Below are 22,065 nucleotides of genomic sequence, written 5' to 3'. Positions count from 1 at the left end.
AAGTGATCATGATCATACATTTTACCGTGAAGAGAGGTATGCTGAAGTTATCCAAGACGGAGTAGACCAGAGAGGTAAGTCATATGACAGTCAACATTACCAGTAAGCAAATGGATATTACCCCAGCAATTCGCCAGCACGTTGAAGACCGTCTAACCAAACTGGATAAATGGCAGGCCCAGTTGATAAACCCACATATTGTACTGTCTAAAGATCCGCAAGGATTCGTTGCAGACGCCACAATCAGTACACCAATGGGCCCCTTGGTTGCCAGTGCCAAACATGACGATATGTATGCTGCAATTAATGAACTGATCACCAAACTAGAACGTCAATTAAATAAAGTTCAGCACAAAGGTGAAGCACGTCGTGCAGCAAGCAGTGTTAAAGAAGCTAATCTGGAGTCAGTAGATGTAGAGGAAGAAGAATCCGAGCAGGAACAATAGCCGGTCAATCCATCTCATTTCGGATCTAACGCGCCTTTGGGCGCGTTTTTTATTGACAGCAATTCAGGCTGGCGGTTAGTTTAGAGTCAGTTTATTTTTAGAACTGACTTTCTTTAGATTTTATTCTCGTGGCCGCTCACTGAATGTAGCTCACGAGTACAACAGGTAACCGGTAACGATGATTAATAAAGTGTTTTTCTTCGCATTCTTTTTTACCTTCCCCTGATTGGGAGGCGTTTCGTCGTGTGATAAAGAATGCGAAGACGAACAACAAAGCCTCCCAAACGGGAGGCTTTTTTTATGTATATATGATTCAGGATGATAATAAGGCGAATCCCTATGACCGAGAATCCATTGCTGGTGCTACGTGAACGTATCAGCGCATTAGACTTAAAACTGCTGGCGTTGCTGGCAGAGCGGCGTGAACTGGCGGTGGATGTGGCTAAAGCCAAACAACTTCATCACCGCCCGATTCGCGATAAAGAGCGCGAACGTGATTTGCTGGATGCGCTCATCACTGCAGCCAAGCCTTATGATCTCGATGGATTCTATATCACTCGCTTGTTCCAACTGATTATTGAAGATTCAGTTTTAACCCAGCAAGCCCTATTGCAGCATCAGCTTAATCAAACCTCGCTGCACTCTGCCCGTATCGCTTTCCTTGGCCCGAAAGGTTCCTATTCACATCTGGCTGCACGCCAGTATGCTGCACGCCATTTTGAACAACTGATTGAATGCGGTTGTCAGAAATTCCAGGACATTTTTACCCAAGTAGAAACCGGGCAAGCCGATTACGCCGTATTACCCATAGAGAATACCAGCTCAGGTTCTATCAATGATGTGTATGACTTACTGCAACACACCAGCTTGTCGATTGTCGGTGAGATAACCAATCCGATTGATCACTGTGTACTGGTCGCGACTGAAACTGATCTGAGCCAAATTAAAACCGTCTACAGTCATCCACAGCCTTTCCAGCAGTGCAGCCAATTCATTAACCGTTTCCCGCACTGGAAAATCGAGTATTGCGAAAGCACTGCGGCGGCAATGGAGAAAGTGGCACAAATGAAATCGCCGACAGCCGCAGCATTAGGCAGCGAAGCTGGCGGCGCGCTTTATAATTTGCAGGTGTTGGAACATAATCTGGCGAATCAGCAGCAAAACATCACACGCTTCATCGTGCTGGCCCGTAAAGCTATTGATGTTTCCGAGCAAATACCGGCCAAAACCACCTTAATTATGGCAACGGGTCAACAGTCCGGGGCATTGGTTGAAGCGCTATTAGTGCTAAGAGATCACGGTATCATCATGACGAAGCTTGAATCTCGGCCAATAAATGGCAATCCGTGGGAAGAGATGTTTTATATCGATGTACAGGCTAACTTGCGTTCTGAATCCATGCAAAAAGCGCTGGCAGATCTCACGCCGATAACCCGGTCATTAAAAGTATTGGGCTGCTACCCAAGTGAAAACGTGGTTCCGGTCAATCCGAGCTAACCCCCTTCTCCCCTCCTTATACCCTAAATAATTCGAGTTGCAGGAAGGCGGCAAGCGAGAGACAAATCGGTCGGGAACCGATTTGAACAGCATTTATGCTGCCCGCAGGGTGAGCCTCAGGGATGAGGCTCATTAATCCCGATGAGCTTACTCAAGTAAGTGATTCGGGTAAACGAGTGCAGCCAACACACCTGCGGCTTGAAAGATGACGGGGATGATTACTGGCGATTATCGTTCGCCTGACGTAATAATGAACGGCTCTCCATCAGGAAGCGCTCCGCATAATCACCAAACCAATGCTCAACTTTCTGGAAACTTTGCACAAAGGCTTGTTTGTCATTTTGCTCAAGCAAGGTGATCGCCTCACCAAAGCGTTTATAATAACGCTTGATCAGCGCCAGATTATCTTCCGACGACATAATAATATCAGCGTACAGTTGTGGATCTTGTGCGAATAGCCGCCCCACCATTGCCAATTCCAGGCGATAGATTGGCGAGGAAAGCGCTAACAGTTGTTCGAGTTGCACATTCTCCTCGGCCAAATGCAGCCCATAGGCAAAAGTCGCAAAATGCCTTAATGCCTGAATGAACGCCATATTCTGGTCATGTTCGACCGCGCTGGAACGATGTAATCGCGCGCCCCATACCTGCAACTGCTCTAGCAGCCACTGATAGGCTTCGGGATCACGCCCATCGCAATAGACCACAACCTGCTTCGCCAGGCTGCCAACATCTGGCCCAAACATCGGGTGTAGGCCGACAACAGGGCCATCATGAGCGGCTAGCATCGCTTGCAACGGCTTATTTTTGACTGAAGCAAGATCCAGCAAAATACAATCTGACGGCAATTTAGGTAACCGGCTAATCACTTCTTCCGTGATATGAATCGGTACGCTGACAATCACCATCCCGGCATCTGCCAGAATAGATTCAGCCTGCGGCCAATCGTCGTGTTCCAGCGTTTTTATCTGATAACCGGACAGTGTGAGCATTCGGCTAAATAAGCGCCCCATCTGCCCTTCACCACCGATGATAACCACCGAGCGCAATTGCGGGCACAGGGTTTTAAAACCTTTATCATTTTCGCTGGTATAAGACTCACGCATCACCCGGCGCAATACATCTTCAATCAAATCAGGGGGTACGCCTAAAGCCTCTGCCTCTTGCCGACGTGAGGCCAGCATTGCAGCCTCACGGTCTGGAACATAGATAGGCAAACCATAGCGGCTTTTTACTTCGCCAACTTCTGCCACCAAATGCAGGCGTTTTGCCAGCAAATCCAGCAGTGCTTTATCGACTTCATCAATTTGATCGCGCAGGGCGGTCAGTTCAGCCACCATACTTACTTTTCCTTTACAGTCCGTGTCGCCAGCGCTGAACGTAACGCCTGGCGCATACCGCGTAACAGGGTCTCGGTGCTTTCCCAGTCAATACAAGCATCGGTTACTGAAACACCGTAGCGCATATCGGCACGAGGTTGCTCAGATGACTGATTACCCTCATGGATGTTACTTTCCAGCATCACACCGGTGATAGAACGATTACCCGCCTGAATCTGTTCAACCACAGATTCAGCAACCGCAACCTGACGACGGTAGTCTTTATTCGAATTACCATGACTGCAATCTATCATTAAGGATGGAACGAGTCCCGCATCCTGCATCTGTTTTTCACACTGAGCGACATCTTGTGCGCTGTAATTAGGTGTTTTACCACCGCGCAAAATCACATGACCATCTGGGTTGCCCTGAGTTTGCAGTAGGCAAACTTGGCCCGACTGGTTAATCCCCATGAAGCGGTGTGGCATAGCGGCGGCGCGCATCGCATTGATAGCAGTGCCCAAACTGCCGTCAGTACCATTCTTAAACCCAACTGGCATGGATAAACCTGAAGCCATTTCACGGTGAGTCTGGGATTCGGTGGTGCGCGCACCGATTGCCGACCAACTAAACAGGTCGCCTAAGTATTGCGGGCTATTCGGATCCAGCGCTTCAGTTGCCAGAGGCAGACCCATGCCGACTAAATCCAGCAATAAACGACGGGCAATATGTAAACCCGCTTCCACATCAAATGAACCGTCCATTGCCGGATCATTAATGAGACCTTTCCAGCCTACCGTGGTTCGTGGTTTTTCAAAATAGACTCGCATAACGATATACAGGCTATCACTCAATTGTGCAGCGAGGGTCTGCAAACGACGCGCATAATCCAGAGCGGCATCCACATCGTGGATCGAGCATGGGCCGCACACCACCAATAGGCGTGGATCGCGTCCCTGAACAATGTCAGCAATGGTTTTGCGTGCGGTTGCAATCGCATACTGATCATTGGCGCTCAATGGAAACTGGTTTTTCAGTTCTTCCGGCGTTATCAGTATTTGTTCAGCACTGATATGGACATTATTGAGCGCATCTTTTTGCATGATCATATTCTTTACCTGTCTCTGTTTAGCGGATGTCATTTTGCGTATTTATCGTTTGAGAGCTTTACAATACCATGACATGTAAAGTTTTCAATCCATAAGTGTAAATAAATAATTACCACCGAGTTTACAGGTACATTTCAGTCTAACGTTTGCGGTAAGTCTCAGTTTACACCGATGGTATCAACCTCCCTCGAAGGCCATGATAAAATGCGAGAAATTTGTGGAGGCTATATGTTAAGAGTCATCATCGTCGACGATGAACAACCTGCGCGTGAAGATTTACACGAAAGATTAAGTGAAGAACAGGATATTGAGATCGTCGCCGAATGTAGCAACGCACTGGAAGCCATCCCTGCAATCCAGCGCCTACAGCCTGATGTCATATTTCTCGACATCCAGATGCCCAGAATAAATGGCCTGGAGCTGGCATCAATGCTGAATCCCGACAACATGCCACATATCGTTTTTGTCACAGCTTACGACGAATATGCCATTCGTGCTTTTGAAGAACACGCCTTTGACTATCTGTTAAAACCGCTCGACCAGCAACGGTTAGCCAAAACGCTAGCTCGCCTAAGAAGAGGTCTAGGTGTAAATAATAATTTACATAAAATCACGGAACCGATGCTACGCTATATTCCTTGCTCTGGTCACAATCGTATCTTTTTACTGAAAATTGAGGAGGTGGAATATCTCAGCTCTGAGCTAAGTGGGGTGCATGTCATCGGAACGGTGCAATCTGGCTATACCCAGTTATCACTCAAAACTCTGGAAGAAAAAACCCCTTTTGTTCGCTGTCACCGGCAATATATGGTCAATACCGAGCAGTTAGGAGAGATTCAGTTGATGGACAATGGCTCCGCAGAAGTGATCACCCGTTCTGGTAAACATATTCCTGTCAACCGTCGCTACCTGAAACCCCTAAAGGAAAAGTTGGGAATTAGCTGAGGGTTGGCAATCCCATAAGTTACGGACTATTGATAATTTAAAACCACAATGTAACGGTAAATACATTTCGTTAGATAATTAACACATTAAAACAAAACAATATTAATACATTATTTTTACATTTTAACTTTTATATATCCTTAATTTTCCGGCATACCACTTTATTTAATTAGAAAAGTCAGCATGGCGATAAAAATAGAGGCAGCTCTCAGATTTAATTAATTACATAACTCAACAATACTCCCTTGATATTAGCCCAAATTTAATCAATGCAATTTATGCTCTGATAGAGAAAGACGAATAAGAGCCATACTCATTGCTTAAAAAAAGCAAATACCACACTGAATTTCATTCATGTCGGAAGCAAGGGAACGTTATGATAACACTGCAATTTATAATTATAATCCTCTGTCTATTACTGGGGACTCGCTACGGTGGTATGGGGCTAGGGTTAATAAGTGGTATTGGCCTCTTTATTCTAACCTTTATCTTTGGCCTCGAACCCGGTAAACCGCCAGTCGATGTCATGCTGACAATATTAGCCGTTATTGGTTGTGCTGCTGTATTACAAACTGCCGGTGGCTTAAATGTCATGATGCAATTTGCTGAACGATTATTACGAAAACATCCTCAGCACATTACGCTATTAGCTCCCTTCACAACCTGGTCATTAACCTTTTTATGCGGCACCGGGCATGTTGTTTATACCATGTTCCCTATTATTTCTGATATTGCCATTAAAAAAGGTATTCGCCCGGAACGCCCAATGGCGGTGGCATCAGTTGCCTCGCAAATGGCAATTACCGCATCCCCGGTATCGGTCGCGGTGGTGTCATTAGTATCAATTATTGGTGCCAATCATGGTATCGGCCATGCATATAGCATTCTGGAAATTTTAGCAGTATCAGTCCCAGCCTCTTTGGTCGGGGTACTGATGGCCGCATTATGGAGCCTTCGCCGCGGCAAAGATTTAGATAAAGATCCTGATTTTCAGGAAAAAATCAAAGACCCAGAACAGCGCGCTTTCATCTATGGCTCAACAGATACGTTATTGAATCAGGTTTTCCCAAAACAAGCTTATTGGTCGACCTGGATATTCTTCGCAGCTATCGCAATCGTAGTATTGCTTGGTGCCTTTGCTGATCTACGCCCTGCATTTGAAGTTAAAGGTAAAATGCAGTCATTGTCGATGAATCTGGTTATTCAGATGATGATGTTAATTGCCGGTGCAGTTATTCTTATTGGCTGTAAAGTTAAACCCAGCGATATCTCTAATGGTGCGGTGTTCAAAGCAGGTATGGTCGCCATATTCTCTGTATTCGGTGTTGCCTGGATGAGTGATACCTTCTTCCAGGCCCATATGGGTGAATTGAAGTTGGTATTAGAAGATGTGGTGAAGAGCCAACCGTGGACCTATGCCATTGTACTGTTCCTGGTATCCAAACTGGTAAACAGCCAAGCTGCGGCACTCGCAGCCATTGCACCGATGGGCTTACAGTTAGGTGTTGACCCTAAAATGCTGATTGCATTCTTCCCGGCGGCCTACGGTTACTTTGTTTTACCGACTTACCCAAGTGACCTTGCCTGTATCGGTTTTGACCGTTCTGGAACGACTAAAATTGGTAAATTCATTATTAACCACAGTTTTATCATTCCAGGTCTTATTGGCGTCATCTGTTCTTGCATTACCGGTTACCTGCTAGTAACGACGTTTATGTAGTAGCGATTATAAAACCTCAGAGGCCGATTTATTTCGGCCTTTTTCATTTACTTCCAACTATTATCTGGCGATAAAGTCAATTATTGACATAAAAAGGTGAAATATTTCGATGGTATATTCACCTCATTAACAATGATATCAACCGAGTGTTGCCATAGTTTATTATGTTTTATGTTCTTTCACTTCAAAACACACTTTCCTTTTATTACATTTTAAGAATCAACTCATTGGAAAATGACAGTTGTTATAATTAATTATTTAATCGGAAATATCTTCTGAATAACTTTTATCACACCTGATACAATGCGGGCCGCATCACAACATCGTTTTTTCACCATAGGCCTATTATGTTCTCTTTGCGTCATACCAGGGCGTTGCCGTTTTATCTCAGCACACTCACGTTATCTCTTTTCAGCACTTCTGTTCTTGCTGATGGGACTGTTTTTACTGCCTTAGACGATCCAGCCACAGCCAAAAAGAGCTTCGATGGAACCGTTGAAGCGGGATATACCGCACAGTCAGGCAATACCACCAACTCGACATTGACCGCTAACTCAACCTTAACCTGGTTCCAGCCTAATACCGCTTATAGTTTGTGGGGAGCGGCCCGTAATACCAGTGCTAACAATGAGCGCTCTTCCGAACGTTATCAGTTAGGTGGCCGTACTCGCTACAATCTGACTGATCGTAACTATCTATTTGGGCAAGCCAGTTGGTTGAATGACCGTTATAACGGTTTTGATTCCCGCTCTGTTTTAACCACGGGTTATGGGCGTCAGATTATGACGACACCACTGCACAACCTGCGGGTGGAATTTGGTCCGGGCGTTCGCCATGATGAGTTTTATGGCGGTGGACGTGCGACGAAAGCATTGGCTTATGGCGGTGCAAACTATACTTATCAACTGACCGATAATACGGTGTTCAGTGAAGGTGTTTCTGCATTAGCAAACGAAGAAACGACGTTGAACTCCGAAACGGCATTGAATGTTGCTATCAATAAAAGTTTCGCATTACGCCTGGCTTATGTTGTCACTTACAACACTAAGCCACCTGCCAGTGCGCCAAAAAATACCGATACTACAACCTCAGTGACTCTGGTTTACGGCCTCTAATCATTATCTATAGCGTGGTGTGATGCCACGCTAATTCCCTCTGATATCCCTTCTATTTATCTTCTATACCCTAAATAATTCGAGTTTCAGAAAGGCAGCAACTGAGTAAATCCCCTGGAGCTTGCACGAGTAAGTGACTGGGGTGACAAATCTGCTGGGAGCAGATTTGAACGCTGCTCGCAGCGAAGGCAACTAACGCATATACAACTTGAAGTATGACGAGTATAGGAATAAAAAAAGGGGCTAGCACATGGCTAACCCCTTTATAACTATTAACTTTTGGATGAAGCCTGAGCTGTATCTTAGTTAATACGGTTAAGACGCTCTTTGATACGAGCAGACTTACCAGTACGCTCACGCAGATAGTACAGTTTCGCTTGACGAACGGCACCACGACGTTTCACAGTAATGCTGTCGATTACTGGGGAGTGAGTTTGGAATACACGCTCAACACCTTCGCCGTTGGAAATTTTACGAACGGTGAACGCAGAATGCAGACCGCGGTTACGAATAGCGATAACCACGCCCTCGAATGCCTGCAGACGCTTTTTAGAACCTTCAACAACCCATACCTTCACTTCCACGGAATCACCCGGACGGAATGCAGGCACGTCTTGCTTCATCTGCTCTTGTTCGATTTGCTTGATAATATTGCTCATAATAAGTCTCTTACCCTAGGTAAACTGATATATCAGGAAGTTGGCACGCGGCACAACATTCCTTTCATAGTTCTGTTGCTTCAGGGCTTGTGTTCCCGTTGGAACTCAGCCAGCAACACCATTTGCTCGTCAGTCAGAGCTAGGCTTTCCAGAAGTTCAGGTCTTCTAAGCCAGGTACGGCCCAGCGACTGCTTTAAGCGCCAGCGACGAATCTCGGCATGGTTACCCGACAGTAAAACTGGCGGAACCTCCATCCCTGCTAACACCTCAGGACGAGTGTAATGTGGGCAATCCAGCAATCCATCAACAAAGGAATCTTCCTCCGCCGAAGCCTGATGACCTAGTACACCCGGAATAAACCGGGAGACTGAATCTATCAGCGTCATTGCTGGCAGCTCGCCACCGCTGAGAACGTAATCACCAATTGACCATTCTTCATCAATTTCGGTTTTGATTACGCGCTCATCAACGCCTTCGTACCGACCACACACCAGAATCATCTTCTGATTGGTAGCCAGTTCGCAAACACCCTGTTGGTCCAGTTTGCGCCCTTGAGGTGACAGATAAATCACCTTTGCTCCCTCGCCTGCCGCTGCTTTTGCTGCATGGATCGCTTCCCTTAGCGGTTGCACCATCATCAACATTCCCGGGCCACCACCATATGGGCGGTCATCCACGGTACGATGCCGATCGTAGGTAAAGTCACGAGGACTCCAACACTGCACGCTCAGCAGGCCATTCTTTACTGCCCGGCCAGTCACCCCGTAATCGGTTATTGCGCGGAACATCTCGGGAAACAGGCTAATAACACCAATCCACATTGTTTTGTTCCACTCATCTTTGCCGTTTAATTCGGAGGTCAAAAACCAGGATCCCAATCTACTTCAACACGTTGAGCAGTGAGATCGACTTTCTTGATAACCTGCCCATGAAGAAACGGGACCAACCGCTCCTTCATACCGAATGCATCTTTCAGGTTTGCCTTCACTACCATCACATCGTTAGAACCGGTTTCCATCATATCGATGATTTTGCCCAGTTCGTAACCCGTGGTTGTTACTACCTGACAACCCATAAGGTCTTTCCAGTAGTAATCATCCTCTTCTAGTGTGGGTAGTTGCTTGGAATCTACGATAATCTCGCAATTAGTCAGTAAATTCGCGGCATCCCGATCGTCAACATCTTTAACTTTGATGATCAGATCTTGACTGTGGCGCTTCCAGTCTTCCAACTCGACATGCTGCCACTTACCACCCTGCTGGATAAACCACGGCTGGTAATCAAAAATGCTTTCGGCGTTCTCGGTGGATGAAAATACTCTGAGCCAACCGCGAATGCCGTAAGTTGAACCCATTTTACCGAGAACAATCGGCTGTTCGGGAACCACTGGATTGAGTTGCTTGCTCATAAAATAACCACCACCGCGACAGATTAAGCTGCTTTCTTAGCGTCTTTGATCAGCGCAGATACGCGATCAGAAACTGTTGCACCCAGGCCAACCCAATGGTTGATACGATCCAGGTCCAAACGCAGAGCTTCAGCCTGACCAGATGCGATCGGGTTAAAGAAGCCTACACGTTCGATGAAACGGCCGTCACGAGCATTACGGCTGTCAGTCACTACTACTTGATAGAACGGACGCTTTTTAGCGCCGCCACGAGCCAAACGAATTGTTACCATAACATCCTCATTAGTTAATAAAACAACTGGACCCCATCGGGGAACGGGGTCCAGTTGCAATATAAAAAGCCCGAAAATTTTACTCATTTTGGCGCAAAAAGCAATCTAAAGCGTAGATTCCTATGCGCTCACTTTGGAATGAGTACAATCTTCTTCGTTTACCGCCATTTTCAGCGGGAAATCTTTGCTCATCATACGCCGGTTAGCACCACGGCGTAAAATGATGTTTAGCGCCCTGGGAAACCCGGTGGCATCATACCTTTCATGCCACGCATCATTTTGGCCAGGCCGCCATTTTTCATTTTCTTCATCATGCGCTGCATGTCATCGAACTGCTTGAGCAAGCGGTTAACATCCTGCACTTGCACACCAGAACCGGTGGCGATACGACGCTTACGTGAACCTTTAATGATTTCTGGCTTGGCGCGCTCTTTCAGCGTCATCGAGTTGATGATGGCCTCCATCCGCACGGTCACTTTATCATCCATCTGCGATTTCACGTTATCTGGCAACTGGCCCGCACCCGGCATTTTACTTAACATGCTGGCCATACCGCCCATATTGCGCATTTGCTTTAGTTGATCCAAGAAGTCATTGAGATCAAAGCCATCACCTTTTTTCAGTTTGGTGGCCAGTTTTTCCGCTTGCGCACGGTCAACTTTGCTTTCGATATCTTCAATCAGGGAGAGTACATCGCCCATCCCCAGAATACGTGAAGCCACACGATCGGGGTGGAAAGGTTCAAGCGCATCTGACTTTTCACCGACACCGAGGAATTTAATCGGCTTGCCAGTAATATGACGAATCGACAGCGCAGCACCACCACGGGCATCACCGTCAACTTTGGTCAACACCACGCCGGTGAGCGGCAGTGCTTCATTAAATGCTTTCGCTGTGTTAGCCGCATCCTGACCGGTCATGGCATCCACGACAAACAGAGTTTCAACCGGGTTAATCGCGGCATGAACCTGTTTGATTTCGTCCATCATTGCTTCATCGACGTGCAAACGACCGGCGGTATCGACAATCAGAACATCATAAAACTTAAGTTTTGCCTGTTGCAGGGCACGATTGACGATATCAATCGGTTTTTCCTGTGCATCAGACGGGAAGAAATCAATGCCAACACCCTCAGCCAGGGTTTCCAACTGCTTAATCGCCGCAGGGCGATACACGTCAGCGGAAACAACCAGCACTTTTTTCTTCTGTTTTTCTTTAAGGAACTTACCCAGCTTGGCCACACTGGTGGTTTTACCCGCACCTTGCAGGCCAGCCATTAACACCACGGCTGGCGGTTGGGTGGCCAGATTCAGTTCGTTATTGACCTCGCCCATCGCGGCGATAAGTTCATTTTTAACGATTTTGACGAATTCTTGCCCTGGCGTGAGGCTTTTATTCACCTCATGCCCGACAGCACGCTCTTTTACCCGGTTTATAAAGTCACGAACCACCGGCAGAGCCACGTCAGCTTCCAGTAACGCCATGCGCACTTCACGCAGCGTTTCTTTAATATTTTCTTCTGTCAGCCGGCCACGGCCGCTGATATTGCGCAGTGTGCGCGATAATCGATCAGTTAAGTTCTCAAACATCGTCTCATACTCAACGTGGAAACAGGCCGCTCTGGCGACACAATGGGGGGATTATAACACGAAGCTTAAACGATCTCTGCCCTCAAGTCTGAGAACGGTTGGAGAGGAACGCGCTCAACGCTATACTGGCTATCTAATTCACTTAGCCGATGCTTAATATACCGCTATGCCTGTGTTCTCCATTTTGGCTTTGATCGCTTATTCACTCAGTCTGGGGTTGATTATCCCAAGTCTGGTGCAGAAAAACAGTGCTTACCGGCGATTAGCGCTGGTTTCTGCCGTCGTGGCGCTAGTGTGCCATGCTATTGCCCTAAAACATCAGATTTTTGATGTCGGCGGCGGACAAAATCTGACGTTATTGAATATCGGCTCAATCGTTGGGCTGATGATCTGCACTATCATGACCATTGTCGCCTCGCGGGGGCGTGGCTGGTTCTTGCTGCCGATCGTCTACAGTTTTGCCATGATTAACCTGGCACTGGCCAGCTTGCTGCCTGGTGAGTTTATTACCCATTTGGAAGCCAGCCCCGAGATATTTGTTCACATTGGATTGGCGCTGTTTGCCTATGCAACACTTATCATCGCCGCTCTCTACGCGTTGCAGTTAGCCTGGCTCGACTATCAGTTAAAGAATAAAAAACTGACATTTAATGCTGACATGCCGCCATTAATGAGTATTGAGCGTAAGATGTTTCATATCACCCAGATTGGGGTGGTACTGCTAACACTGACGTTATGTACCGGTTTACTTTATATGGACAATATATTCAGTAAAGAAAATGTCCATAAAGCGGTGTTATCGATCATGGCCTGGTTTGTCTATATTGTTTTATTATGGGGCCATTATCACGAAGGCTGGCGCGGGCGCAGGGTTATTTGGTTTAGTTTTGCTGGCGCATTTCTGCTTACACTGGCTTATTTTGGTAGCCGTCTGGTTCAGGAAATCATGGTTAGCTGATACATGTAACAGATGCCATCGTTAGTTACCCCGGCCACAGCCACTAGCTCATGGCCTGTTGAACTGGCAAGGTCCTCACCGTAATAAGGAACACTGCGTTGGATCACGTATCAACTAGCACGCTGATCATCATTCTGGTCATTATGGTCGTGGTTTCGGCGTATTTTTCCGCTTCCGAAACCGGCATGATGACACTTAACCGTTATCGTCTGCGACATCTCTCAAAACAAGGTAATCGAGCCGCTCGCCGGGTTGAAAAGCTGCTACGCCGCCCCGATCGCCTAATAAGCCTGGTATTAATTGGCAATAATCTGGTCAATATTCTGGCTTCAGCATTGGCAACAATTGTCGGTATCCGCTTATATGGCAATGCCGGGGTCGCCATAGCCACCGGCGTATTAACTTTTGTGGTGCTCATTTTTGCTGAGGTAATGCCAAAAACAATTGCCGCCCTTTATCCTGAGCGCGTCGCCTTCCCCAGCAGCGTTTTGCTGGCTCCGTTACAAAAAATCATGATGCCACTGGTGTGGTTGCTCAATACCATCACGCGGATACTGATGCGTCTATGTGGTATTCGAGGGAATGTGCACAGCAGTGATGCGGTTAGCAAAGACGAATTGCGCAGTATTGTGAATGAATCACACTCACAAATATCCCGTCGTAATCAGGATATGCTGATATCGGTACTGGACCTGGAAAAAGTGACGGTTAGCGACATCATGGTGCCACGCAATGAAGTTGTCGGCATTGATATCAGTGATGATTGGAAGTCTATTATGCGGCAACTGACGCACTCACCTCATGGCCGCATCGTGTTATATCGCCAATCGCTGGACGATGCCATCGGGATGCTGCGCGTACGAGAAGCTTATCGGCTCATGACCGAGAAAAAGGAATTCAATAAAGAAAACCTGTTGCGGGCAGCGGATGAAATCTACTTTATTCCCGAGGGCACGCCTCTGAATGTTCAGTTGGTTAAATTCCAACGGAATAAAGAAAAAGTTGGCATGATTGTCGATGAATATGGTGATATTCAAGGGTTAGTTACCGTTGAGGATATTTTGGAAGAGATCGTCGGTGACTTCACCACCTCCATGTCTCCTAGCCTGGCAGAAGAGGTCAATCCACAGAGTGATGGTTCGGTACTCATTGATGGGAGTGCCAGTGTGCGGGAACTGAATAAAGCGTTCAATTGGTCGCTACCGATTGATGCCCGTACTATCAACGGCATGTTACTGGAAGAACTCGAAGAGATCCCGCAAGTACACGCTCAGGTGCAGATAGGCAGTTACATTATTGATGTACTGGATGTTCAAGACAATATGATTAAGCAGGTGCGGGTAAAACCGATGGCTAACGGTAATAATTCTGAATAATTACCAGCCACACACTTTGCTGGATGAATAAAAAAGACGCCTTATCAGCGTCTTTTTTTGCATTTCTCTTTCCAAAACTAGATATGTAGCTCAGCCAGTTTTGTTTCCGATAGCGCCAGTTTTTTACTGTCGTTAATACCCACACCTTGGTCAATAATCCTTCTGGCAATCACCTGCGCTTCTTCCAACGAATGCATATGATAAGTGCCACACTGATACTCATTCAGCTCAGGGATTTTCCGCTGGTCGGTTACCTGCAACACATCAGCCATTGCCGCTTTCCAGGCATCTGCGACACGTTGCTCATCTGGCGTACCAATCAAGCTCATGTAGAAACCCGTTCGGCATCCCATCGGCGAGATATCAATAATTTCCACACCATTACCATTGAGGTGGTCACGCATAAAACCGGCAAACAGATGTTCCAGCGTATGAATTCCTTTCTCTGGCAACACGTCTATATTCGGTTTACAGAAGCGTAAATCAAATACCGTTATCTCGTCACCATGAGGAGTTTTCATCGTCTTAGCAACGCGTACAGCCGGCGCCTCCATGATGGTATGGTCTACGGTAAAGCTATCCAATAATGGCATTTAGTCGCCTCCTCATAAAAAATAATTTTTTTATCTGATCTTTTTTCGCAACCCGTGAAACTTTTTCGAATACTGAACGTCTTAATAGGTGAAAGACGCGCATTTGTTATCATCATCCCTGTTATCAGAGATGTTAATTTGGCCACAGTAATGTGGCCTTTTCTTTTTACTGACCGCCGTGAAGCACCAAATACTCTTCAAAGCTTAGCTTATCTTTAAGTTCCAGCTCACGTTGACGCAGCCAAGAAGCAGTCCCCTCTTCGGATAATTGCTCCTCAGTTAGTAATTCCAACGGTTCACTTTGCAGCATTTCCCTGTAGCGCTCCGCTAACTCAAGGCCAACACCGCCAATACCGCCTTCTTTCATCGTTTGCAGAATTCGTGCAGAGAACGTCAGGCTCGGGTCATCAAAATATGCCACAAGCTCATCACAAACCTGTTGATATTCAGTGCTATCTTTGCCATCCAAGACTTCTGCAACCCGGCGCAAATCGGCAAACAGATCTTTTCCGACCTGTTCTAACGGCTCTCGGGTATCGTTACATCCCTGGCCGATAGTCTGCCCCGGTTTACGTCCTTCCAAGATGACCCGATTCCAGTTCTTACGGGTGCACAGCAGCTCATCACTGCTCATCTCAGGCGCATCCGCCAGCACACACCAGATCAAGAACAGATCGAGGAAGCGCGCTTGTACCGCATCCACACCAATCGGTGAGAATGGATTGATATCCAAGGAACGGACTTCAATATATTCAATACCGCCACGCAACAAAGCATCAGATGGGGATTCGCCAGCACGGGTGACCCGCTTAGGTCGGATAGGGGCGTACAGCTCATTCTCAATCTGCAATACATTGGTATTCAGTTGCAGATGGCGCTCACCGTCTTTTAGCCCCAACGCCGCATATTCTTCTGATGGTGTTTGAATGGCGCGCTTCAGCCCATCGACATAGGTATGCAGGTCATTAAACGTGATACCCAAATTGCTTTGTGATTTATTGGTATAACCGAGATCACTAAGGCGCAATGACGTCGCATACGGTAAATAACACATCCCTTCATCATTACGTTCAAACGGTAATGCGGTTTCACGCCCTTGCAGGAATGATGAGCAAATCGCCGGGGAAGCACCGAACAGATAAGGAATAACCCAGCCAAAGCGATAATAATTGCGGATCAGGCGGAAATAACCCGCTGATATCTCTTCTTTGCCACTTTTCTCATCGGTAACACCGGCCCATGCCTGCCAAAATTCCAGCGGCAAAGAGAAGTTATAGTGCACACCGGAAATAGTTTGCATCAAAGCACCGTAACGGTTTTTTAACCCCTCACGGTAAAGTGTCTTGAAGCGACCAATGTTAGAAGAGCCATATTTAGCCAGCTCAATATCCTGCTCGGCCCCAATAAAGCAAGGCATACTCAGTGGCCACATGCGTTCATCACCCAGCTTACGTGCAGTGTAACGGTGAATATCACGTAAGAAAGTCAGTAAATGGTCAATATCACCATCTACCGGAGTAATAAATTCCAGCAGTGCCTCAGCAAAATCAGTGGTAATCCATTGATGTGTCAGGGCAGCACCCAGCGACTCCGGGTGCGGGTGGCCCGTCGAGGCTAATTGGCCATCGGCAGTCACTCTCAATGTTTCCCGCTCGATACCGCGGCGGATCCCTTTCAGGGCTTTAGGGTGCGCTTCCAGCCAAGTCAGCGCGTGTGATACATCCGGGATCAAATCGACCTCCCGCTCTTGAAAACCATAACTCGCCAGCATACTGAAACTGCATAGATGTGACTACGTAAGTTTGTCACACGCTTTACTGCCACCAGGCGATTCCTTGTAACGTAATTACCGTTAACACGATATAACGCAACGCTTTTCCCAGACACAGAAAAAAAACCACAAGACCCCAGGGCATTCGCAACCAGCCTGCCAACACACACATCAAATCGCCTACTATCGGTAGCCAGCTCAATAACAGAGCCGCCGGGCCAAAGCGCTGGAGCCAGCCAAGTGCTGTGCTCATCCCACGCTGTGGCTTTAGTTCCGGTAATAAACGGCCTATAACAATATTTGTTAGCCCCCCCAAGGTATTTCCGACAGTGGCAGATAACACCAGCATCATAGCCGGCGCACTGCTTGCCGTTAATAGGGTGACTAATAGAATTTCAGAACTTCCCGGTAAGAGCGTCGCACTGAGAAAGCTGCTGCCAAATAATGAAGCAACAGCCAGCGTGCTACTCACAGCAGACGCACATCAACAGCCGCCATATTTGCTCGCCTCGCGGCCTCGATACCAAAATCAGCATCTTCAAAGACCACACATTGTTCCGGTCTTACGCCCAATAATGCCGCGCAACGTAAAAATGTCTCGGGTTCGGGCTTATGTTGGGTAACATCATCAGCACCGACGATAGCATCAAAATACTTGCGCAGACCTAGATGGCGTAGAAGCAGCTCAGCCATAGCATGCTCGCTTCCGGTGCCTACAGCCATAGGTTTACGCCCATGATAGGCTTTCACCACGTCTATGAGCGGCAGAGGCTTCACATTGTCCAACAGCATCGTTTTCACCAATGCGGTTTTCTCTGCTGCCAGAAAATGTGGATCCAAATCTGATTGATGATTGGTAATAATTACATGCGCAATCTGCCAGGTTGGTGAACCATTTAGCGCAACCATCGCCTGTTCATCAAAATGCATACCGTAAGGCTTTAGCACCTGCCGCCATGCCTGCCGATGGGTAGACTCGGTATCCAGAATGGTGCCATCCATATCAAAAATCAGGCCCTCATAGCGATCGTACATCGTAGCCCCAAGACCATGAATAAAATGAAAAGCTACTTTATCGCAAACTAACTAAATTGTCGCTCATTGTATAATCAATTGAATTTACTGAATAAAGAATAAGGAAGGCTAAATGAAGTTGCTATTTGATATAGGAGAAACCAATGAATTGAAGCATTGATTGCAAGATAACAGAATTCAGGTATTTCGCTTTTGCGGGGTGATAGGGAGAAAGAGGCAAAGGCCATAAAGCAGAAAACCCCGCCGTAGCGAGGTTTCATAATATGGTGCACCCAGGAAGATTCGAACTTCCGACCGCTCGGTTCGTAGCCGAGTACTCTATCCAGCTGAGCTATGGGTGCGATTTTTATTTCTAATTTTACGGAGGCGTTTCATAAAGTGAAACTTAACAACAAGATGTATGACCTAGAAGATGGTGCACCCAGGAAGATTCGAACTTCCGACCGCTCGGTTCGTAGCCGAGTACTCTATCCAGCTGAGCTATGGGTGCAATTAATTCTTTGACTCTACCTGATGTTCATTTGACTATTTCACCATACTGCAAAATATGGTGCACCCAGGAAGATTCGAACTTCCGACCGCTCGGTTCGTAGCCGAGTACTCTATCCAGCTGAGCTATGGGTGCATAGTAAATGGCGGTGAGGGAGGGATTCGAACCCTCGATACAGCTTTTGACCGTATACTCCCTTAGCAGGGGAGCGCCTTCAGCCTCTCGGCCACCTCACCATACGCTTCTTTCGAATTGTACCTGACTTGCTTTTGAAGAAGCTCATCGGCACTGCGTGGCGCACATATTACTTTCCCGCACTTATAAGTCAAACAATTTTTCCCAACTCACGTTTATTTGCACAATTCCCACACAACATGACCAGTTTGACGCCAAAAAGAGTGTTTTATCAACAGGCAAGATTGCATTTTATCAGATATCGCAAAACAGAGAAAAAACAGAAATGATGCAGAGCACCGTGATTAAGCAGCGAAAAAGGATAAATCGTCACGGCCACGGGATGTTAAAAAGAGGAAGAAACGGTGAAACGGGGATAATAAACAGCAGTAGCGCCTCGTGTAACACGAGACGCTGCTTCAAAATCAGTAAGTCGTCGGTTGAGACTTTTCTGCTTGGATGCGCTGGTAGATTTCTTCACGGTGAACAGAAACCTCTTTCGGAGCATTTACACCAATTCGAACCTGGTTGCCTTTAACCCCTAATACAGTAACCGTAACCTCATCGCCAATCATGAGTGTTTCACCAACTCGACGAGTCAGAATAAGCATTCTTTGCTCCTTGAAAAATTAAAAGAGTCGGGTCTCTCAGTTTCCCCGCCATTATCCATCATACACCGTGAAAACGTAAGCTATCACATTCACATAAAATGTAAGTAGCTTGGTCGAGTCTCTAACTAATACAAGTTTAGCTGAAGCAAACAACTTTGCGTTTAACTTTGTTTTCGAACTATGACAGGAAAATCGAAAAACGCCATACCTGGTACAGAGATATGGCGCATTGATTTAATAGATCATTATTTATTTACAACCGAGACGCTACCCATGCCTCTACGCTCGCTAATGCTGATGGCAATGCTTGCACATCAGTACCGCCAGCCTGAGCCATATCAGGGCGTCCACCACCTTTACCGCCTACCTGTTGGGCAATATCAGCGATTAGCTCACCCGCTTTCACTTTGCCCGTCAGACCTTTGGTCACACCAACAATCAAGCTCACCTTATCGTCTGCGGCCGTTGCCAGAACAATAATGGCTGAACCCAGTTGATTTTTAAGATCATCAACCATAGTCCGCAGCATTTTTGGTTCAACATTGTCCAACTGACTGACTAACAGCTTCACCCCTTTGACCAATTTAGCGCTGGAAGACAAAGACGCACTTTCCTGAGCTGCCTGCTGATCTTTTAGCTGTTGGAGTTCACGTTCAAGCATTTTACTGCGATCCAGCACTGCACGAACTTTATCTGCCAGATTATGGGTATCACCTTTCACCAGATGAGCAACATCCTGTAGCAGGTCACTTTGCTGATGTAGTTGCGCAATAGCACCTTCACCGGTCACCGCTTCAATACGACGGATACCCGCAGCCGTTCCTGACTCTGACAAGATACGGAACAGACCAATATCACCGGTACGGCTGGCATGGATACCACCACAAAGTTCGGTAGAGAAATCGCCCATAGTCAAAACACGAACCTGGTCGTCATACTTCTCGCCAAACAGTGCCATCGCACCTTTTTCTTTCGCAGTATCCAGTTCCATAACTTCAGTTTCAACTGGCAAGTTACGGCGAATCTGCTCATTCACCAGATCTTCTACCTGACGGATCTGTTCTGGCTTCATCGCTTCAAAATGAGAAAAGTCGAAACGTAGATATTTGTCATTAACCAACGAACCTTTCTGCGCCACATGCTCACCCAAGGTCTTACGTAGAGCTGCGTGCAGTAAGTGAGTTGCTGAGTGGTTCAGGCGAATGCGATTACGGCGAGCGACATCCACTTGAGCGTCAACACTGTGATTAACCCGCAAAGTACCTTGAGTCAATTGGCCCAGATGACCAATAGCCTGGCCGTATTTCTGAGTGTCCACCACAGTAAAGACCGCAGTCGCATTTTTCAGTTCGCCTTTATCGCCAACCTGACCACCAGACTCACCGTAGAATGGCGTTTGGTTCAGAACAACAACGGCCTCTTCACCTGCATGAATCTCATCAACAGCTTCACCATTGCGGAACAACGCAGTCACGGTTGCCTGCTGATGAACATGGTCATAGCCCGAGAACTGGCTTGCGCTATCGACGCGGATCAGGCTGTTATAGTCGGCACCGAAACCGCTGGACTCACGAGCACGACGGCGCTGAGCTTCCATTGCTTGCTCAAAGCCAGCTTCATCCACTTTCAGATTGCGCTCACGGCAAACATCAGCGGTTAAATCAACCGGGAAACCGTAGGTGTCATACAAGCGGAAAGCGGTTTCACCATCGAGGGTATCACCGGTCAGTTTGCTAAGTTCTTCATCCAGCAGGGCTAAACCGCGTTCCAATGTGCGAGCAAACTGCTCTTCTTCGGTTTTCAGCACTTGCTCAACCATTGCCTGCTGCTGTTTTAGCTCATCAGCGGCAGGCCCCATAACGGCGATTAATGGCGCAACCAGCTTGTAGAAGAAAGTCTCTTTCGCACCCAACATATTTCCGTGACGAATGGCACGACGAATGATGCGACGTAAAACATAGCCACGGTTTTCATTCGACGGAATTACCCCATCAGAAATCAGGAAGGCACAAGAACGGATATGGTCGGCAATGACTCGCAGCGATTTGCTGGAAAGGTCAGCCGCACCCGTAACTTCCGCTACCGCTTTAATCAAATCGCGGAACAGGTCAATTTCGTAGTTGGAGTTAACATGTTGTAACACCGCAGCAATACGCTCAAGCCCCATACCAGTATCAACCGATGGCTTAGGCAATGGCAGCATGGTGCCATCAGACTGGCGGTTAAACTGCATGAAGACGATGTTCCAGATCTCGATATAGCGATCACCATCTTCTTGCGCAGAGCCTGGAGGCCCACCCCAAATATGGTCACCATGATCAAAGAAAATCTCTGTACATGGGCCGCAAGGACCGGTATCCCCCATTTGCCAGAAGTTATCTGACGCAAAAGCACCACCTTTGTTATCACCGATACGAATAATACGTTCACGAGGAACACCAACTTCGTTAGCCCAGATTTCATAAGCTTCATCATCGGTTTCATAGACGGTTACCCAAAGTTTTTCTTTCGGTAAGTTAAACCACTGTTCGCCGGTCAATAATTCCCAGGCAAAACTGATAGCATCATGTTTAAAGTAATCACCAAAGCTGAAGTTACCCAACATTTCGAAGAATGTGTGATGACGCGCGGTATAACCTACGTTTTCCAGATCGTTATGCTTACCACCTGCACGCACACAGCGCTGAGAAGTGGTTGCACGAGAATAGGCCCGTTTGTCCAAACCTAAGAAAACGTCCTTAAACTGATTCATCCCCGCATTGGTAAACAACAGCGTCGGGTCATTATTAGGAACCAAAGAGCTGCTTGATACAACCTGGTGTCCCTTGCTATGGAAGAAATCGAGAAACGCTTGACGAATCTCAGCGGTGCTCTTGCTCATAATTGCCCCGGAAACAAGCTAAAAGAATGGCCCGTAAGCATATTGCGTATCAATAATTGATAGCGCCGTGGGTAAGCTCACGAACAAAAAGTGGGGA

20 protein-coding genes, 4 tRNA genes and 1 other annotated feature are annotated in these 22,065 nt (G+C 47.0%); of the genes, 7 read left to right on the top strand and 17 right to left on the bottom strand.

Annotation, left to right across the window (positions count from 1 at the left end):
* The first annotated feature begins 83 nt into the window (after nt 1-83).
* Nucleotides 84-446, top strand: coding sequence for a ribosome-associated translation inhibitor RaiA (raiA, locus tag AT01_RS16630; RefSeq protein ID WP_004705522.1), 363 nt, complete (start codon nt 84-86; stop codon nt 444-446).
* 177 nt (nt 447-623) lie between these two features.
* Nucleotides 624-748, top strand: a sequence feature (Phe leader region).
* Nucleotides 749-785: 37 nt separating this feature from the next.
* Nucleotides 786-1,943 carry a bifunctional chorismate mutase/prephenate dehydratase gene (gene pheA, locus AT01_RS16625; RefSeq protein WP_042547930.1) on the top strand — a complete coding sequence of 386 codons (1,158 nt, stop codon included), beginning with the start codon at nt 786-788 and terminating at the stop codon, nt 1,941-1,943.
* A 218-nt stretch (nt 1,944-2,161) separates the two neighbouring features.
* On the opposite strand, the gene tyrA is transcribed toward pheA, so the two are convergent.
* On the bottom strand, nt 2,162-3,283 hold the full coding sequence (gene tyrA / locus AT01_RS16620) for a bifunctional chorismate mutase/prephenate dehydrogenase (RefSeq protein ID WP_042547929.1): 1,122 nt from the start codon (nt 3,281-3,283) through the stop codon (nt 2,162-2,164).
* 2 nt (nt 3,284-3,285) lie between these two features.
* A complete protein-coding gene (locus AT01_RS16615) occupies nt 3,286-4,365 on the bottom strand; it encodes a 3-deoxy-7-phosphoheptulonate synthase (RefSeq protein WP_042548682.1) in 1,080 nt (359 codons plus the stop codon).
* Between the two features lie 234 nt (nt 4,366-4,599).
* On the opposite strand from AT01_RS16615, the gene btsR reads away from it, so the two are divergent.
* The 3 genes from btsR (at nt 4,600) to AT01_RS16600 (ending at nt 8,151) form a co-directional block, all read left to right on the top strand.
* Nucleotides 4,600-5,316, top strand: coding sequence for a two-component system response regulator BtsR (btsR, locus tag AT01_RS16610; protein ID WP_042547928.1), 717 nt, complete (start codon nt 4,600-4,602; stop codon nt 5,314-5,316).
* Between the two features lie 376 nt (nt 5,317-5,692).
* Nucleotides 5,693-7,036, top strand: coding sequence for an anaerobic C4-dicarboxylate transporter (locus AT01_RS16605; RefSeq protein WP_004701287.1), 1,344 nt, complete (start codon nt 5,693-5,695; stop codon nt 7,034-7,036).
* A 347-nt stretch (nt 7,037-7,383) separates the two neighbouring features.
* On the top strand, nt 7,384-8,151 hold the full coding sequence (locus tag AT01_RS16600) for a DUF481 domain-containing protein (protein ID WP_042547927.1): 768 nt from the start codon (nt 7,384-7,386) through the stop codon (nt 8,149-8,151).
* 302 nt (nt 8,152-8,453) lie between these two features.
* On the opposite strand, the gene rplS is transcribed toward AT01_RS16600, so the two are convergent.
* From rplS to ffh, 5 genes are all read right to left on the bottom strand, one after another.
* The gene (gene rplS / locus AT01_RS16595) at nt 8,454-8,810 is read right to left on the bottom strand and encodes a 50S ribosomal protein L19 (protein WP_042547926.1); all 357 of its coding nucleotides are present in this window, start codon (nt 8,808-8,810) and stop codon (nt 8,454-8,456) included.
* A gap of 80 nt (nt 8,811-8,890) precedes the next feature.
* Nucleotides 8,891-9,631 carry a tRNA (guanosine(37)-N1)-methyltransferase TrmD gene (gene trmD / locus AT01_RS16590; protein ID WP_004701281.1) on the bottom strand — a complete coding sequence of 247 codons (741 nt, stop codon included), beginning with the start codon at nt 9,629-9,631 and terminating at the stop codon, nt 8,891-8,893.
* A gap of 38 nt (nt 9,632-9,669) precedes the next feature.
* Nucleotides 9,670-10,218: a ribosome maturation factor RimM gene (gene rimM / locus AT01_RS16585; RefSeq protein WP_004701280.1), complete on the bottom strand. Its 549-nt coding sequence runs from the start codon at nt 10,216-10,218 to the stop codon at nt 9,670-9,672.
* A 23-nt stretch (nt 10,219-10,241) separates the two neighbouring features.
* On the bottom strand, nt 10,242-10,490 hold the full coding sequence (gene rpsP, locus AT01_RS16580) for a 30S ribosomal protein S16 (protein ID WP_042548681.1): 249 nt from the start codon (nt 10,488-10,490) through the stop codon (nt 10,242-10,244).
* 227 nt (nt 10,491-10,717) lie between these two features.
* Nucleotides 10,718-12,079 carry a signal recognition particle protein gene (gene ffh / locus AT01_RS16575; protein WP_042547925.1) on the bottom strand — a complete coding sequence of 454 codons (1,362 nt, stop codon included), beginning with the start codon at nt 12,077-12,079 and terminating at the stop codon, nt 10,718-10,720.
* Between the two features lie 166 nt (nt 12,080-12,245).
* Between ffh and AT01_RS16570 the strand changes: the two genes are divergently transcribed.
* Both AT01_RS16570 and AT01_RS16565 read left to right on the top strand, forming a co-directional pair.
* Entirely contained in the window at nt 12,246-13,037 is a 792-nt protein-coding gene (locus AT01_RS16570) for a cytochrome C assembly family protein (protein ID WP_004701274.1), read from the top strand.
* A gap of 98 nt (nt 13,038-13,135) precedes the next feature.
* Nucleotides 13,136-14,413, top strand: coding sequence for an HlyC/CorC family transporter (locus tag AT01_RS16565; protein WP_144404954.1), 1,278 nt, complete (start codon nt 13,136-13,138; stop codon nt 14,411-14,413).
* A 77-nt stretch (nt 14,414-14,490) separates the two neighbouring features.
* On the opposite strand, the gene luxS is transcribed toward AT01_RS16565, so the two are convergent.
* The 10 genes from luxS to alaS form a co-directional block, all read right to left on the bottom strand.
* Entirely contained in the window at nt 14,491-15,006 is a 516-nt protein-coding gene (gene luxS, locus AT01_RS16560; RefSeq protein WP_042547924.1) for an S-ribosylhomocysteine lyase, read from the bottom strand.
* A 166-nt stretch (nt 15,007-15,172) separates the two neighbouring features.
* The gene (gshA, locus tag AT01_RS16555) at nt 15,173-16,777 is read right to left on the bottom strand and encodes a glutamate--cysteine ligase (protein ID WP_200889092.1); all 1,605 of its coding nucleotides are present in this window, start codon (nt 16,775-16,777) and stop codon (nt 15,173-15,175) included.
* 43 nt (nt 16,778-16,820) lie between these two features.
* Nucleotides 16,821-17,249 carry a YqaA family protein gene (locus AT01_RS16550; protein WP_042547923.1) on the bottom strand — a complete coding sequence of 143 codons (429 nt, stop codon included), beginning with the start codon at nt 17,247-17,249 and terminating at the stop codon, nt 16,821-16,823.
* Nucleotides 17,246-17,812: a fructose-1-phosphate/6-phosphogluconate phosphatase gene (gene yqaB, locus AT01_RS16545; RefSeq protein WP_042547922.1), complete on the bottom strand. Its 567-nt coding sequence runs from the start codon at nt 17,810-17,812 to the stop codon at nt 17,246-17,248. Before yqaB ends, AT01_RS16550 begins: the two co-directional genes overlap by 4 nt.
* 264 nt (nt 17,813-18,076) lie before the next feature.
* A tRNA-Arg gene (locus tag AT01_RS16540) sits at nt 18,077-18,153 on the bottom strand.
* Nucleotides 18,154-18,225: 72 nt separating this feature from the next.
* A tRNA-Arg gene (locus AT01_RS16535) sits at nt 18,226-18,302 on the bottom strand.
* Between the two features lie 58 nt (nt 18,303-18,360).
* A tRNA-Arg gene (locus AT01_RS16530) sits at nt 18,361-18,437 on the bottom strand.
* 8 nt (nt 18,438-18,445) lie between these two features.
* A tRNA-Ser gene (locus tag AT01_RS16525) sits at nt 18,446-18,538 on the bottom strand.
* A gap of 363 nt (nt 18,539-18,901) precedes the next feature.
* Complete coding sequence (gene csrA / locus AT01_RS16520; protein ID WP_002209449.1) at nt 18,902-19,087, bottom strand: carbon storage regulator CsrA; 186 nt, start codon at nt 19,085-19,087, stop codon at nt 18,902-18,904.
* A gap of 253 nt (nt 19,088-19,340) precedes the next feature.
* Complete coding sequence (alaS, locus tag AT01_RS16515) at nt 19,341-21,968, bottom strand: alanine--tRNA ligase (protein ID WP_042547921.1); 2,628 nt, start codon at nt 21,966-21,968, stop codon at nt 19,341-19,343.
* Between the last annotated feature and the right edge of the window lie 97 nt (nt 21,969-22,065).

The sequence above is a fragment of the Yersinia aldovae 670-83 genome (assembly GCF_000834395.1).
Taxonomy (GTDB): Bacteria; Pseudomonadota; Gammaproteobacteria; order Enterobacterales; family Enterobacteriaceae; genus Yersinia; species Yersinia aldovae.
This window is presented reverse-complemented; position numbering and strand designations above follow the sequence as displayed.

Coding starts and splice junctions, on each gene's coding strand:
- raiA (WP_004705522.1), top strand. CDS start 84: ATGACAGTCAACATTACCAGTAAGCAAATGGATATTACCCCAGCAATT.
- pheA (WP_042547930.1), top strand. CDS start 786: ATGACCGAGAATCCATTGCTGGTGCTACGTGAACGTATCAGCGCATTA.
- tyrA (WP_042547929.1), bottom strand. CDS start 3,283: ATGGTGGCTGAACTGACCGCCCTGCGCGATCAAATTGATGAAGTCGAT.
- AT01_RS16615 (WP_042548682.1), bottom strand. CDS start 4,365: ATGCAAAAAGATGCGCTCAATAATGTCCATATCAGTGCTGAACAAATA.
- btsR (WP_042547928.1), top strand. CDS start 4,600: ATGTTAAGAGTCATCATCGTCGACGATGAACAACCTGCGCGTGAAGAT.
- AT01_RS16605 (WP_004701287.1), top strand. CDS start 5,693: ATGATAACACTGCAATTTATAATTATAATCCTCTGTCTATTACTGGGG.
- AT01_RS16600 (WP_042547927.1), top strand. CDS start 7,384: ATGTTCTCTTTGCGTCATACCAGGGCGTTGCCGTTTTATCTCAGCACA.
- rplS (WP_042547926.1), bottom strand. CDS start 8,810: ATGAGCAATATTATCAAGCAAATCGAACAAGAGCAGATGAAGCAAGAC.
- trmD (WP_004701281.1), bottom strand. CDS start 9,631: ATGTGGATTGGTGTTATTAGCCTGTTTCCCGAGATGTTCCGCGCAATA.
- rimM (WP_004701280.1), bottom strand. CDS start 10,218: ATGAGCAAGCAACTCAATCCAGTGGTTCCCGAACAGCCGATTGTTCTC.
- rpsP (WP_042548681.1), bottom strand. CDS start 10,490: ATGGTAACAATTCGTTTGGCTCGTGGCGGCGCTAAAAAGCGTCCGTTC.
- ffh (WP_042547925.1), bottom strand. CDS start 12,079: ATGTTTGAGAACTTAACTGATCGATTATCGCGCACACTGCGCAATATC.
- AT01_RS16570 (WP_004701274.1), top strand. CDS start 12,246: ATGCCTGTGTTCTCCATTTTGGCTTTGATCGCTTATTCACTCAGTCTG.
- luxS (WP_042547924.1), bottom strand. CDS start 15,006: ATGCCATTATTGGATAGCTTTACCGTAGACCATACCATCATGGAGGCG.
- gshA (WP_200889092.1), bottom strand. CDS start 16,777: ATGCTGGCGAGTTATGGTTTTCAAGAGCGGGAGGTCGATTTGATCCCG.
- yqaB (WP_042547922.1), bottom strand. CDS start 17,812: ATGTACGATCGCTATGAGGGCCTGATTTTTGATATGGATGGCACCATT.
- csrA (WP_002209449.1), bottom strand. CDS start 19,087: ATGCTTATTCTGACTCGTCGAGTTGGTGAAACACTCATGATTGGCGAT.
- alaS (WP_042547921.1), bottom strand. CDS start 21,968: ATGAGCAAGAGCACCGCTGAGATTCGTCAAGCGTTTCTCGATTTCTTC.